General features: G+C 40.2%; 12 protein-coding genes. 5 read left to right on the top strand and 7 right to left on the bottom strand.

Going from position 1 to position 14039, the window contains the following annotated elements; all coding sequences use genetic code 11:
* Positions 1-46: 46 nt before the first annotated feature.
* Genes BM102_RS09135 through argS form a run of 4 tightly spaced genes read right to left on the bottom strand, consistent with a single transcriptional unit; the run spans position 47 to position 6561 of the window.
* Positions 47-2611 carry a translation factor GTPase family protein gene (locus BM102_RS09135; protein WP_090481231.1) on the bottom strand — a complete coding sequence of 855 codons (2565 nt, stop codon included), beginning with the start codon at positions 2609-2611 and terminating at the stop codon, positions 47-49.
* Positions 2611-3477 (bottom strand): YitT family protein, encoded by an 867-nt coding sequence (locus BM102_RS09130; RefSeq protein ID WP_090393715.1) that lies wholly within the window; start codon positions 3475-3477, stop codon positions 2611-2613. Before BM102_RS09130 ends, BM102_RS09135 begins: the two co-directional genes overlap by 1 nt.
* Entirely contained in the window at positions 3467-4801 is a 1335-nt protein-coding gene (locus BM102_RS09125; protein WP_090481229.1) for an RsmB/NOP family class I SAM-dependent RNA methyltransferase, read from the bottom strand. Before BM102_RS09125 ends, BM102_RS09130 begins: the two co-directional genes overlap by 11 nt.
* A complete protein-coding gene (argS, locus tag BM102_RS09120; protein WP_044937660.1) occupies positions 4801-6561 on the bottom strand; it encodes an arginine--tRNA ligase in 1761 nt (586 codons plus the stop codon). Before argS ends, BM102_RS09125 begins: the two co-directional genes overlap by 1 nt.
* Positions 6562-6768: 207 nt before the next feature.
* Here argS and BM102_RS09115 point away from each other — a divergent pair, with 207 nt between their 5' ends.
* From BM102_RS09115 to BM102_RS09095, 5 genes are all read left to right on the top strand, one after another.
* A complete protein-coding gene (locus BM102_RS09115; RefSeq protein ID WP_090481226.1) occupies positions 6769-7827 on the top strand; it encodes an iron-siderophore ABC transporter substrate-binding protein in 1059 nt (352 codons plus the stop codon).
* Positions 7820-8818 carry a FecCD family ABC transporter permease gene (locus tag BM102_RS09110; RefSeq protein ID WP_090393712.1) on the top strand — a complete coding sequence of 333 codons (999 nt, stop codon included), beginning with the start codon at positions 7820-7822 and terminating at the stop codon, positions 8816-8818. Before BM102_RS09115 ends, BM102_RS09110 begins: the two co-directional genes overlap by 8 nt.
* Positions 8815-9807 (top strand): FecCD family ABC transporter permease, encoded by a 993-nt coding sequence (locus BM102_RS09105; protein WP_090481223.1) that lies wholly within the window; start codon positions 8815-8817, stop codon positions 9805-9807. The genes BM102_RS09110 and BM102_RS09105 overlap by 4 nt, the downstream gene beginning before the upstream one ends.
* On the top strand, positions 9807-10613 hold the full coding sequence (locus BM102_RS09100) for an ABC transporter ATP-binding protein (RefSeq protein WP_090481220.1): 807 nt from the start codon (positions 9807-9809) through the stop codon (positions 10611-10613). The genes BM102_RS09105 and BM102_RS09100 overlap by 1 nt, the downstream gene beginning before the upstream one ends.
* 760 nt (positions 10614-11373) lie before the next feature.
* Positions 11374-11751: a thioesterase family protein gene (locus BM102_RS09095; protein WP_033154376.1), complete on the top strand. Its 378-nt coding sequence runs from the start codon at positions 11374-11376 to the stop codon at positions 11749-11751.
* Positions 11752-11785: 34 nt separating this feature from the next.
* Here the strand turns inward: BM102_RS09095 and BM102_RS14335 are convergent, their stop codons facing one another.
* Genes BM102_RS14335 through BM102_RS09085 form a run of 3 tightly spaced genes read right to left on the bottom strand, consistent with a single transcriptional unit; the run spans position 11786 to position 14033 of the window.
* Positions 11786-11953: a hypothetical protein gene (locus BM102_RS14335; RefSeq protein WP_167541227.1), complete on the bottom strand. Its 168-nt coding sequence runs from the start codon at positions 11951-11953 to the stop codon at positions 11786-11788.
* Positions 11954-12006: 53 nt separating this feature from the next.
* On the bottom strand, positions 12007-12762 hold the full coding sequence (locus BM102_RS09090; RefSeq protein ID WP_090481217.1) for an exodeoxyribonuclease III: 756 nt from the start codon (positions 12760-12762) through the stop codon (positions 12007-12009).
* 17 nt (positions 12763-12779) lie between these two features.
* Positions 12780-14033 carry an ABC transporter permease gene (locus BM102_RS09085; protein WP_090481214.1) on the bottom strand — a complete coding sequence of 418 codons (1254 nt, stop codon included), beginning with the start codon at positions 14031-14033 and terminating at the stop codon, positions 12780-12782.
* Positions 14034-14039 lie beyond the last annotated feature (6 nt).

Raw genomic sequence — 14039 nt, 5'->3', positions numbered from 1 at the left:
ATATGAATTAATTGTTAAAAATGGTACTCATTCCTCTTGTAAACTATTATTTTATGTCATAGTTTTCTCGGAGCTCTCTGGCTTTTCTTTCCACCTCGTCTATAAACTCTCGAGAAGATATCAACCTTGCGCCAGCGCCTCTGATAATTACCTGCTCTAAGCCATCAGAGGTTACAACTGTGATATCGTATTTTTTACCATGTTCATGGGTGAATCTCTCTATGTATGCATCGGCGGTCTGAGCCTCTGCTGTAAACACCTGATGAATGTTCAAATAATCAGATGCTGTCACCTCATGTCCTTTCACTCTGTAGGCATCAAAAACTGCAATTACATTGTAGTCTGTCATCGCTTTGTAATTGCTAAGGATATCAAGTAGCTTTCCTCGAGCTCCGTCCAAATTGACATCAAGCACTTCCTTTAATTCCGGCCAAGCGTAAATAAGATTGTATCCATCTACAAGCAGATACTTATCCCTGGCCTTTATCTCCTTTGGCGCTTTGTATACGTAATCTGAATCAACTCTTCTTGGTCTTGTGCTTTCTCCATAATGCCAACCCTTTTTAGGATTTTTACCCTGATTACTGTGGGTGGCGAGCTGAAGTATTTTGTCTATTTCATCTGGATCAAGCCATTCGTCTTCGCTGTGATTCATTCGCTTAGAATTAATAGGAATTTCATCATCCTGGGCTGAGTCATTTTTTTCCTGTCTGCAAGGTACATGGCATCTATCCTTCACCTCATACCATGGAACAACTTCAGCTGCCCCGTGGGAGCAAAATACAGAAGAAGCCGGATTATCTATATCTGCTTCTGGATCATATCCGTAGGCTTCCATTACCTCATCTGGATTTTTGCATTCTGAATATCCGGCAAATGTAAGGTTGATGTGGCCTTGTCCTTTTGTAAATGTCACAAGAACAGACTGATAGTTTCTAATCTGAGATGCTGGTGCATTTCCTCTGATAATGCTAAGGCCACCATTATCCTCTGGCACCTCAAAGGAACCCTTCATATTTTCCACATCGGTCATTACTCTTCCGATTTGTTCTGACGGAACACTGATTTCAAAATTAAAATATGGCTCCAGGATAGTTGTTCCAACCTCCATAAGGCCCTGTCTAATTGCTCGATAGGTAGCCTCTCTAAAATCTCCACCTTCGGTATGTTTGATATGGGCTCTTCCACCAACAACTGTAAACTTTACATCTGTAAGCGGCGCCCCAATTGATACACCCAAATGTTCCTTTTCAAGAATATGGGTAGTTATAAGTCTTTGCCAATTGAGCGCTAGATCATCAGTAGAAACATCTGCATCCACCTGAATACCACTGCCTGGCTCTAACGGTTCCATCAAAATATGGGCCTCTGCATAATGACGAAGTGGCTCAAAATGTCCTACACCTTCCACTTTATCTGCAACAGTCTCCTTGTATAACACGCCTGATTCAACAAACTCTCCCTTGATGCCAAGCTCAGTTTCTATTCTAGTGAGAATGATTTCTGTTTGAACTTCTCCCATCAAATTGAAGGTTATCTCCTCCAGCTTATCATTCCAGCTAACATTAAGAGATGGGTCCTCATCGTTAAATGCACTAAGCTTTGGATATGCAAGACGAGGCACAGTATCATCTGTGAAATTAAGTGTATATTTCAATACTGGATTTAAGGTCAACTCCGGCCTATTATCCTCCACTCCCATTCCTTCGCCGGCAAATGTAGCCTTAGGGCCGATTAATGCAACCACATCACCAGCCTTTGCCTCATCTTTCTGAGTGTACTTAGCCCCGGAATAAAGCCTTATCTGGTCAACCTTCTCACCATTTGGAAGTGTGTTCTTAACCTTTAAGCTTCCAGAAGTAATCTTGGCAAAGGTAAGTCTTGTATCTCGTGCGAGACTTTCGATTTTATATATTCTTGCACCAAATTCAGTTCCCTTTTCCTTTTTCTCTCCTGAATACTCACTTAGCTTTTTCATAAAATCCAGAAGCTCTTTTACGCCTGAATCCTTAAGGGCTGAACCAGTTAAAACAGGGAAGATTTTCCTTGATATAATCATATCGTAAATACGATAATCAGAAAGCTCACCTGTCTCAAAAAACTCTTCCATTGCCCCTTCATCTTCTGCAGCAATATCCTCGTGATTTGAAAGAAGAACGCAGTTGCCACTAAGCTTTTCTTTGAGATTAGGAAGTAGAGAATCTGCCTCCACAGAAGGCATATCCATCTTGTTAATAAAAATGATTGTTGGAACTTTGTTTTTAGAAAGTAAATCAAAGAGAGTCTTTGTATGTGCCTGAACACCATCGGTGCCGCTTACAAGAAGAATTGCAAAATCCAGCGCCCAAATAGCACGCTCAGTTTCAGTTGCAAAATCCACGTGACCTGGAGTATCAAGAAGTGTAATACTTCCCCCTTCCACGTCAAAAACAGCAGGCTTCGAAAAGATAGTTATCCCTCTATTCTTCTCCTGCTGATCAGTATCTAAAAAGGCGTCCCCCTTGTCTACTCGACCGGTGGACGCCAAAACTCCTGCGTTGTAAAGAACCGCCTCCGATAATGTTGTCTTACCTGCATCAACATGTGCAAGTATTCCCCATGTTGTATTCATTAGTTATACCCTCTAAAGCCTTTACCTATAATCTCGCTACTATTTGTAATTGCAATAAATGCACCAGGATGATTTCTTCTAATGTAGTTCTTAAGATCAACAGCCTGCTGTCTTTTAAGAATAGTTAGAATGATAGTCTTTTCCTGATGACCATAAGCGCCCTCCGCCTTGTAAATGGTAGCGCCCTTTCCTAGCTCCTCTGTAATATATTTTACAATTGGTTCTGGATTTGAACAAATGATTGTAAAGTATTTTACCAGGTTAATATTTTCGATTGTTTCATCAACAACTAAAGACTTAGCTAATAAGCCTACACATGAAAATAAACCTGTTTGAATATTAAATACGAAACAAGCACAAATAACAATAAATACATCTGATAAGAACAATGCTGTGCCTATATTAATACTTGTATATTTTTTAAGAATCATTGCAACTATATCTGTTCCACCAGAAGATGCGCCTAAATTAAAGAAAATTGCAGATGCAAAGGCAGGCAAAGCAATTGCAAACATAAGCTCCAATACTGGCTCGTCAGTAAGTGGCCCATCCATTGGATGAATCTTTTCAAGAAGGCTTGGTCCTATAGAAACAAGCAAAGTGATGTATGTTGTTTTGATTCCAAATTCTTTTCCGAAAACAAAGAATCCAAGCACTAACAAAAAGATATTAATAACCAGGTTGATATTTCCTGGAGTATGTGGCAATAGTGCAGCCAGCACAATAGAAATACCGCTGACACCACCAAATGAAAAATGATTTGGGAATTTAAAAAAGTAAATTCCAATAACCATAACAGCAGCTGCTATTGTAAACATTACATACTCATAAATATCCTGTTTGTGCATGTATATTTTATGTATCATACCTACGAAGTCCTTTCGGATAATGATTTTTGATTTGGCCTTTTACAGCCTTTCCCCACCCAATTGAATATCCATCAACTGTAATAAGAGTCCATCCATCCTTTACATCACATCTGATAGATTGCCCTGTAAGATATGCATCGATTTCGGCACTATCTGATGATAAGTTATGACTGTTAGTCACCTCTGATGGCTTAAGTGCCAAAGCCAGAGCATGGCTTGGCTCGAAGCGGTTCTTTTTTAATGTACCTAAGAACAAGCCTCCTCTTAATACATGAAGACCATCAAAATCCGGACAGTCCTCTGGCAACATATAAAGCAAATCGTTAAGTAATAGCAGGTTGCCTCTCCATTCCTTTGGATTTGTCATAGTCTCTTTAATGAATATTAAATAGTCATTTAATATTTTATCATTAATTTTCTTTAAGGAATAGGTTTCTCTATTATCTTTACATTCTTCATATCGATTATCAGCATCTGCCTTTTCAAGTAAGGCTGCATAATGCCCCTCTCCCTTTACCTGATGTGGCCATAAACGCTGTTCCTTGATTAGCTTCATGTCTGGATGTCTTGAAATGAAAGCCGCAACAGCTTCTTCATCCTCTAATCTGGCAAAAGTACATGTGCTATAGCACATCCTTCCACCAGGGATAAGCATCTCGTACGCTCTATCTAGAATCTCTGCCTGTCTTGCAGCACACATTTCAACAGACTCCAGCGACCATTCGCTACAAGCATCATGATTCTTTCTAAACATGCCCTCTCCGGAACATGGTGCATCCACCATAATCTTGTCGAAGTATTCCACAAAACGCTCTGCCAGCTTGTCTGGATATTCAGATGTAACAATGCAGTTTTTGATGCCGAGACGCTCAACATTTTCTGAAAGAATCTTTGCACGATTTTTCATAGGCTCGTTGGAAACAAGAATCCCCTGTCCGTCGAGATATCCTGCAATCTGGGTAGATTTACCACCAGGCGCAGCACACAAATCCAGGCAGAAATCCCCTGGATTTGGCGAAAGCATCTCTACTGGAAGCTGCGCAGAAGCATCCTGAATATAGTAAACTCCAGCACTATGATAAGGATGAAGACCTGGTCTTTGGTCCTCATCATAATAGTATCCATTCGGACTCCAATCTACTGAGCCTGTCAGCATATGACTAATGGTAGCCTTTGCTGCATCGTCTGCCTTTATTGGATTAAATCTAAGGGCTGATATTTTGTTCTCATCATAAGAACGTAAAAACGCATGGAAGTCAGGACCTAAGTCCTGCTCCATGCGATTAACGAAATCAATTGGTAAAAATGTTTGATCAGACATTACATACGCTCCGGTGCTTTGAAGCCAAGAAGATCGATTGACTTCTCAAGAACTCCTCTTGTAAGCATGAGAAGCTTGAGATAGCTAGCCTTAACAGCTGCATCCTCCTCAGCTAAAATCTTTGTATCGTGATAGAATCTATTGAATGCATTAGCTAAATCATAGATGTATGCACAAATCTTGTGTGGTGCCATATCCTCGTAAGCAGATGTAAGGGCTGCCATGAACTTTGTAAGCTCAAGCTGTAAGCCTCTCTCTGACTCTGAGTGAGCTGGCAAGATATCGCCATCAACACTGTCCACTCCAGCCTTAGCAAGAATAGACTTGCAACGAACGATTGTGTAAAGGATATATGGGCCTGTGTTACCCTCAGCAGATGTGAATCTGTCTATATCAAAGATGTAATCCTTTGAAGCCTGGTTTGAAAGGTCACCATATTTAACAGCAGAAAGAGCTACAACTGATGCTGTCTTTGCTGCCTGTTCATCATCCATTGTACCATTCTCTTTAATCTTCTCAAGCATCTTCTCTTCTACTTCCTGAAGGAGATACTCAAGTCTCATAACACCACCCTGACGTGTCTTGAATGGCTTGCCGTCCTTGCCGTTCATTGTACCAAAACCTACGAAATAAAGGTTTTTATCTGCTGGAACAATGCCTGTCTTCTTTGCGCAACGGAATACCTGTGTGAAGTAAAGCTCCTGACGCTTATCTACAACATAGATGATTGAATCTGGATTGTAGTCCTTCATACGCCATACCATTGTTGCAAGGTCTGTTGTATTGTAAAGAGATGCACCATCTGATTTAAGAATCATACATGGTGGAACCTCTTTTGTATCTGTTTCTTCTTTAACGTCTACTACTAATGCGCCCTCTGAAATGTAAGCAAAGCCATCATCCTTCATCTTCTGAACCATATCAGGGATGTAAGGCTGAGCATCGCTTTCGCCCTTCCAAAGATCAAATGTAACATCAAGCTTCTCGTAGTTTCTCTTAAGGTCTGTAACTGAAACATTAAGAATGTGAGAAAGAAGTGCCTGATAGCCTCTTCTGCCATGCTGAAGCTCATATGTAGCTGTCATAGCAGCCTCTTTGTATGCTGGATCTTCCTTTGACTTTCCAGATGCACATGGATAAATCTCCTCAAGCTCTGAAATAGTGAAAGGTGCTTCTGTAGGATACTCTCCCTCGAAGCTTTCATCAAAATATACAAGCTCTGGCTTGCGAAGCTTTAATTCTGTGATAATAAGTCCCATCTGAAGACCCCAGTCTCCAAGATGAACGTCACCGTAAACTTCATCACCCATAAAACGAGCTGTACGCTTAATTGACTCACCAATGATTGCTGAACGAAGATGACCAACGTGAAGTGGCTTAGCAACGTTTGGTCCGCCGTAATCAATCATAACCTTCTTTGGTGTAGCTACCTTATCAACACCAAAACGCTCTGTATCTGATGCCATACCACTAACAAATGCAGCAATAAACTCATCAGAAAGGTTCATATTTATAAATCCTGGAGGACATGCCTCGCACTTAGAAAACATTGCATTATCAGCTAACTTTTCAACTACCTCGTTAGCGATTGCAATAGGAGCCTTTTTGTACTCCTTTGCTGCTGCCATTGCTCCATTACATTGAAACTGGCAAAGGTCAGGTCTGTTTGAAAGTGTTACCATTGCATATTTTTCATCGTAACCAGCTGCTTTAAAACCGGCGATGACGACTTCTTTTATTTGTCCAAGAATCTCTTTCATCTCGTCCTCCGTATATAATCTTAATCTTGCGGTGTTCAATTATACCACAAACTATTTATGCATACAATTGGGTGAAAAATTAGTCTGTACTGATAAATATTATCATAATCAAATTTTAGTTTGACATAACTAATTCGTACGTGATATAGTAGCACGCAGTTAGTTCTTGCTAACTTTTCTCAATTTACAACAGGAGGATTTTTTATTATGAGGAAAAAATTATTATCACTTATAGCAGCTGTTTCTGTATTTAGCACTGCTCTTGTAGGATGTGGCAGCACTGATACAGCTACAACTTCAGATACAAGTTCTGCTGACTCAGCAAACACTGAAGTAACTGGTGATGATTCAGCTTTCCCAATCACAATTGAGCATGCATTCGGTGAAACAACTATTGAATCAAAGCCAGAAAGAGTCGTTACACTTTCTTGGGCTAATCAGGATGCAATATTAGCTCTCGGTGTCGTTCCAGTTGGTGTTTCTGCAGCAAACTATGGTCTTATGACAGACAACAAACTTCACCTTTGGACAGATGAGGCCTTTGCTGAATTAGGTGAAACAAATCCTAATGTATTTGACGATGAAACAGGCTGGGATTATGAAGCTATTGCAGCGGCTGAACCAGACGTTATCATTGCTTCTTACTCAGGCTTTACTGAGGAAGAATACAATCTCCTTTCAGAGATTGCCCCTGTAGTTCCTTACATCGAAACTGCATGGAAAACAAACTGGAGAGATCAAACTATTGTAAATGCAACAGCTATCGGCATGAAGGCTGAGGGTGAAAAGCTTGTTGAAGAAACAGATGCTTTAATTTCAGAAAAGCTTGAGCAGTATCCAGAGCTTGAAGGAAAAACAGCAGGCTTCTTCTGGATTTCACAGGATGATATGAGTACATTCTATGCTTATCTTCCAAATGATCCTAGAGCAGCATATCTTAACGACTTAGGCTTAGAAACACCTGAAAGTATCCTTTCTCTTGCTGAGACAAGTGAAGACTTTTCTGTAACTATCTCACGCGAGAACAGCGATTTATTGAACGATGTAGATATTATGATTGTTTATGGAGATGAAGGTCTTCTTGAGGCAATGCAGGCTGACGCTCTTATGAGTCAGATTCCAGCAGTAAAAAATGGTGCTGTTGTATTACTTGATTCAAATAGCGCTCTTGCAGCAGCAACTACTCCATCAATTCTTTCTATACCATATGCAATCGATGATTATCTTTCATTATTAAGTGAGGCAGCAAATAATATTAATGAATAAAAATAAAGCTATATCAATAACTGTTTTAGGTATTGTAATCCTATTTATTGCGATAGCACTTTCTATAACCTACGGCACAAAGTCCGTAGGTTTATCCCATGTTTGGGATGCAGTTTTAGGACGCAATACCGATGTATACGAAGTAAATATTGTTCAAACGCGAATTCCTAGAACTCTATTTGGAATAATTGCTGGAGCTTCTTTAAGCATTTCCGGAGTATTAATGCAGTCTATTACAAGAAATCCTATAGCAGACCCTAGTATTTTAGGCGTAAATGCAGGTGCGTCTTTATTTATAGTTGCAGGCATCGCATTTTTTAACATCCAGTCAAAGATTTCCTACATTGGACTTTCCTTTGCTGGTGCAATGCTTACAGCCCTAATAGTGTACAAGCTTGCATCTGTAGGCTATGGTGGACCAACCCCTATAAAGCTTGCAATCTCAGGCTCAGCAACAAGCATCGCCCTATCTTCCATTATCAGTTTAATAGTTATGCCAGATTCCAGCGTAATGACTACATACAGATTTTGGCAAATAGGAAGCATAGGTGGAACTAATTATGATGACATCAAACTTATTCTTCCTATCACCATTCTTGCAATAATAGTAAGCTTATGCTTTTCCGGCAATTTAAATACTCTTCTTTTATCAGAGGAAACGGCTATCGCCCTTGGCCTCAATGTTAATAGAACCCGAGCGATTGCCGCTATTTGTGGTGTTCTTTTATGTGCAACTACCACAGCATTGGCCGGCCCAATAAGCTTTATAGGTTTAATGGTTCCCCATTTTATTCGCATGATTGTAGGAAGTAATCATATTCCACTTATTATATGCAGTGGCATTTACGGTAGTTCTGTTCTCATCATTTCAGACGTGCTTGGAAGAATTCTCGGTCGTCCAGGAGAACTGGAATCTGGAATTATGACTGCATTAATCGGTGCCCCTGTTTTCATATTTATTATCAGAAAGGCCAAGGTACAAAGTCTATGATAAAGCGACGAAGAAAATACATATTTATCCTTTGTATTCTATTTGCCATTACATTGGTACTAGCCTTTTGTAATCTATCCATTGGTGAAAAGAATTATTCTCTAGATCAGGTAATAAAAACTATCCTTGGACTCAGTGAAGAAGGTTCATATATTATTGCAAAACTGAGATTACCTAGAACAATTACCGCCATACTTTGCGGAATTGCTTTTGGCGTTGCAGGAAATATTTTCCAAACTCTATTAAACAATCCATTGGCAAGCCCAGATATCATCGGAGTTTCATCAGGTTCCACAGCCGCCGCAGTATACTGCATTCTTTTCCTTAATTTAAATAGAAATATCGTTTCTATCATTTCAGTATTTGCGGGAATATTGGTGGCCATATTGATTTACAGAATCTCTTACGTAGGAAGCTTTTCAACTAGCAGACTTGTTCTTGTAGGAATAGGATTTCAGGCCTTTTTTACAGCCATAGTTAATTGGATGGTAATGAAAGCTGCTGAATACGACGTGCCTACAGCAATGAGATGGATGACAGGAAATCTCAACGGAATAGTAACGGACTCTCTTCCACTATTATTTATAGTAGTTGTAGTTTGTCTTCTATCAATAATAGCTCTTCGCCACGGCATGAAGTCACTGGCGTTAGGTGACCAGGTAGCAATTATCCTTGGAGTACGTATCAATTTAGTACGCACAACATTAATAATCTGCTCCGTGCTTTTAATCGCCTTTGCTACATCTATTTCCGGACCAATCGCATCAATTGCATTTTTATCAGGCCCTATAGCAGCAAAAATTTGCGGCAGAAATCAATCCAACATCATCTCCTCTGGACTTGTGGGAGCAATACTTGTACTTGGTGGAGATTTTATAGGACAAAACTTGCTAAACACAAGATATCCCGTTGGTGTAATCACCGGCATTCTAGGTGCGCCATATCTAATATATTTGCTTATTTCTCAGAATAAGAAAGGAAACATTTAATGGAACACAACACTTTAAAAGCCAACAATATAAAGGTTGGATATGGAAATGGCAACATTCTAAACGATGTCAGCATCCATATCCCAGAAAACAAAATAAGCGTTATCCTCGGATCAAACGGAAGCGGAAAATCAACTCTTTTAAAGACTTTCTGTAGACTCTTAATACCAAACAGTGGAAGTGTCACATTAAACGATACCTCTCTTCTCTGCATAAAAACCAAAGATATAGCCAAAACAATCGGTCTTCTACCACAGTCACTAATCGCTCCAGAAGGAATCAAAGTAGCCGAGCTAGTATCCAGAGGCCGCTATCCTCATCGCAAGTTCATGGCGCCACTTACTTGCCAGGACTACGAAGCAATCGACGAAGCCATGGCAGCAATGAAAATTACCGAGCTTGCAGACAGAACTGTAGATGAACTATCCGGTGGCCAACGCCAACGCGTATTCATCGCCCTTGCCTTAGCCCAGCAAACCGACATTCTATTTCTAGACGAACCTACCACATACCTAGACATCGCCTACCAAATAGAAATCCTGGACCTTCTAAAGGAGCTTAACCGCACAAAGAAAACCACCATCGTAATGGTTCTCCACGACATAAACCTATCCTCAAAATATGCCGACTACATTTTCGCAATGAAAAACGGAAAGCTTTTAGCTGAAGGCACCCCAAACGAAATCATCACCACCGATTCCGTCAAGCAAATATACGGCATCGACAGCGTGGTAATCGAAGACCCAATGTCCCTAAGCCCCTTCGTAATCCCAATAAGCGCCCACGACAACCTACAGAGATCCTAAACCTACTATTTACACATTTACCGTACATAGTAGTAGGGTCTGCCCCTCTCAGCCCCCCTGGCCCGCCCCGCCCGCAGCGCTGCCGCCCTCACTCTAGGGGTATCATTGGAGCAGATTTTTGGATTACCTTAATGTGTAAAGTCGCCCATATGTAGGTGTACTTACGAAGCTTTTACTATTCGAAGGTAATGTATGGGTGGGACGGACAATGTAGTTTATATAATCATCTAGTCTTAACTAGTCTTTGTATTATTACTTTTGCTACTCCGTTTACTAAGTAAAATTTAAAAAGAGATATTTGTATGTATTGGCACCGTGGCACATTCAACGTCCTGTTTCAAGTGACCACTGCTGCCGCCGTCCTAGCGGCAGCTGCCAATCCATATCAAATATCTCTTTTTGTTTTTCTAAGTTCATTCCAAAGCAAATAGTAATTAATACAAAGCTAGTTTAAGACTGATGATTACTTAGTGTAGTGTTTGTCCGTCTCCACCCATACCTTACCGATAGAATTGTAAAACTTTGTAAGAACACCTACTAATAAATATGGGCGACTACACATTTAGATAATCCAAAATCTGTGACGTACCCCCTAGAGTGAGGGCGGCAGCGCTGCGGGCGGGGCGGGCCGGGACAAATCTAGAAGGGCAGACCCTACACAAAAACTATAAAAATGTGTAAATAGTAGGTTTGCGGGGCGTGATGTGTGGTATTATAGTGGAGGTCGCGAAATTATATTTGTTGGGAAAGGACTTATACTATGTTGGAAATTGGGATGAAGAATACCGCTGAGACGGTTGTTACAATTGATAATACAGCGAAGGCTTTTACTAGTGGGGCTCTTGAGGTGTTTGCAACGCCTGCAATGATTGCTCTTATGGAGGAGACTTGCTGGAAGATGGTTCAGCCAGAGCTTGAGGAAGGCCTAGGTACTGTAGGAACAAAGGTAGATGTTAGTCATATGGCTCCTTCAGCTATTGGAAAAACTATTATTTGTGAGGCTACTCTTATTGAGATTGATGGCCGTAAGCTTTCTTTTGAGGTTGTATGTTCAGATGAAAGCGGTGTTGTTGGAATGGGTACTCATGAGAGATTTATCATCAATAACGAAAAGTTCCTTGCAAAGGCAAATAAGTAATAAAAACGGCTAGCCAAATGGCTAGCCGTTAGTTTTATTCTTCGTCTGCATTTAAAGCAGCATCAATGATTGACATTAATTCCATGGCACTGCGGAAGCTAAGCTTTTCGTCCCGGTCAGCCCATGTGACCTGGCCCTGCCATGTGTCGTTTTCGCATTTATTAACATGTACTACAAATGTACCTTCTTTTTTATCTGCCATAATAAGCACCTCCCACTGATATACTCTATGATAGCATATTGCCTGCCTAATGCCTATTCAAAATCTAATTCTATTGGACAATGATCTGATCCCATAACTTCTGTATGTATCTTGGCATCCTTCATTCTATCTTTTATATCCTCTGAAACTATGAAATAGTCTATGCGCCAACCTGCATTCTTCTCTCTTGCATGGAATCGATATGACCACCATGAATAGATTTCGGCCTGGTCTGGATAAAAGTGTCTGAAGCTGTCTACAAATCCAGCATCCAATAGCTCTGTCATCTTGCCACGCTCCTCGTCAGTGAAGCCTGCATTGTGACGATTTGTCTTAGGATTCTTGATATCAATTTCCTCATGGGCAACATTTAAATCGCCACATAGTATTACGCCCTTTTTCTTGTTAAGCTCGCACATGTAAGCTCTGAAATCGTCTTCCCATGTCATTCTGTAGTCCAGACGCTTAAGCTCATTCTGAGAATTAGGTGTATAGCATGTGATAAAGTAATAGTCATCGAACTCGAGAGTAATAACTCTTCCTTCGTGGTCATGCTCTTCTATTCCGATACCGTAGCTTACAGAAATAGGCTCTTTCTTAGTAAAAATAGCTGTGCCTGAATAGCCTTTCTTTTCTGCATAATTCCAGTAGACGTGATATCCTTCTTTTTCGGAATCAAACTGTCCCTCAGAAAGCTTGATTTCCTGAAGGCAAAAGATATCTGCATTCACCTCATCAAAGTATTCCCAAAAGCCTTTTCCTACCACTGCTCTAAGGCCGTTTACATTCCATGAAATAAATTTGCTCATATAACCTCCGGGTCAAATTAGTTAGTTCTTAATGCATCAATAGGATTAAGATTTGCAGCCTGATGACTTGGTAAAATACCAAATACAATACCGATTACCATTGAAAATATCACCGCAATAAAAGCGGCTGGCCATGATATTGCAACAGGTGTGCCACTCATAATTGAAATGATTTGAGCAAGTCCAATACCACTGGCAACACCCAGAACACCGCCCATAGAAGTAAGTACGGCAGCTTCTGTAAGGAACTGTCCCATGATTTTTCCTTTTCTTGCTCCAATGGCTTTCTTCAGACCTATCTCTGCAGTACGCTCTGTAACTGATACTAGCATAATGTTCATTACACCGATACCACCAACTAAAAGAGAGATTGCTGCAATCCAAATAAGCATTGAATTTGTTGATGATGAAAGCTGCTGAAGCTGCTGTGCCTGCTCCAGCAAATCCTTTGATTGATACTTGATCGTGTCATCAGTTGGATTGATGTATGAATTCATAATATCTGCAGTCTTCTTTCCTGCAGCTGTCATATCATCAGTAGAATTAGCTCTAACTAAAACATTTTCTGGCTCGTCATATTTGTAGCTTATAGGCCAGGTTGAAAGGGGGATATAAACTGTTCCAGATTCATCCTGCATGTATGTTTCATAGTCAGAGATTGAGTTGATTGTAGGCTCAAAGTTTGAACGTGATGCAACAACTCCGATTACCACATATGAATCTCCCTGAATCTCAAGGATTTTTCCAATAGGCTCATCATTGTGAAGAAGATCTTCCACAACGCCATCATCAATTACACAAACCTTTTTATAATCTTTTAACTCATCTACTGTGAAAAGTCTACCTTCTTTAACTGTAAGGTTGGCTGTTGAAAAATAATCTGTTTCAACGCCTTTTACGTATCCACCATTCATTGAATTGTTCAAGTAATAAACTCCATCATAAATCTGTCTGTTGGCATATTTACTTGCAGATTTGACCTCATCCAAGTCTCTGATTTCAGATAAAGCATCATCGCTTACCTGAGGAACTCCAAATGGTGCCTCGCTATAGCTTAAATCAAGTGGCCAATCATTTTGATAAAGCTGAATATCAACTGTGTTAGAGCCAGATCCAATAAGATTTTCTTTAATCTGCTGGTTGGTTCCTTCGATAGTAGATACTATGGCGATAATAGCCGCAATACCAATAATGATACCCAGCATTGTCAAAAAGGATCTAAGCTTATGTGTCCATATGCCTCTAAAGGCCAATCGTAAATTTTCTAACATAAGTCC

Source organism: Pseudobutyrivibrio sp. JW11 (genome assembly GCF_900115355.1).
GTDB classification, from domain to species: Bacteria; Bacillota; Clostridia; order Lachnospirales; family Lachnospiraceae; genus Pseudobutyrivibrio; species Pseudobutyrivibrio ruminis.
Note: the sequence above shows the minus strand (reverse complement) of the source record. Positions and strands in the feature narration are given on the sequence as shown.

What these genes read in the sequence shown, in the direction of transcription:
- BM102_RS09135 (WP_090481231.1), bottom strand. Translation starts at nt 2,611, where the DNA reads ATGAATACAACATGGGGAATACTTGCACATGTTGATGCAGGTAAGACA.
- BM102_RS09130 (WP_090393715.1), bottom strand. Translation starts at nt 3,477, where the DNA reads ATGATACATAAAATATACATGCACAAACAGGATATTTATGAGTATGTA.
- BM102_RS09125 (WP_090481229.1), bottom strand. Translation starts at nt 4,801, where the DNA reads ATGTCTGATCAAACATTTTTACCAATTGATTTCGTTAATCGCATGGAG.
- argS (WP_044937660.1), bottom strand. Translation starts at nt 6,561, where the DNA reads ATGAAAGAGATTCTTGGACAAATAAAAGAAGTCGTCATCGCCGGTTTT.
- BM102_RS09115 (WP_090481226.1), top strand. Translation starts at nt 6,769, where the DNA reads ATGAGGAAAAAATTATTATCACTTATAGCAGCTGTTTCTGTATTTAGC.
- BM102_RS09110 (WP_090393712.1), top strand. Translation starts at nt 7,820, where the DNA reads ATGAATAAAAATAAAGCTATATCAATAACTGTTTTAGGTATTGTAATC.
- BM102_RS09105 (WP_090481223.1), top strand. Translation starts at nt 8,815, where the DNA reads ATGATAAAGCGACGAAGAAAATACATATTTATCCTTTGTATTCTATTT.
- BM102_RS09100 (WP_090481220.1), top strand. Translation starts at nt 9,807, where the DNA reads ATGGAACACAACACTTTAAAAGCCAACAATATAAAGGTTGGATATGGA.
- BM102_RS09095 (WP_033154376.1), top strand. Translation starts at nt 11,374, where the DNA reads ATGTTGGAAATTGGGATGAAGAATACCGCTGAGACGGTTGTTACAATT.
- BM102_RS14335 (WP_167541227.1), bottom strand. Translation starts at nt 11,953, where the DNA reads ATGGCAGATAAAAAAGAAGGTACATTTGTAGTACATGTTAATAAATGC.
- BM102_RS09090 (WP_090481217.1), bottom strand. Translation starts at nt 12,762, where the DNA reads ATGAGCAAATTTATTTCATGGAATGTAAACGGCCTTAGAGCAGTGGTA.
- BM102_RS09085 (WP_090481214.1), bottom strand. Translation starts at nt 14,033, where the DNA reads ATGTTAGAAAATTTACGATTGGCCTTTAGAGGCATATGGACACATAAG.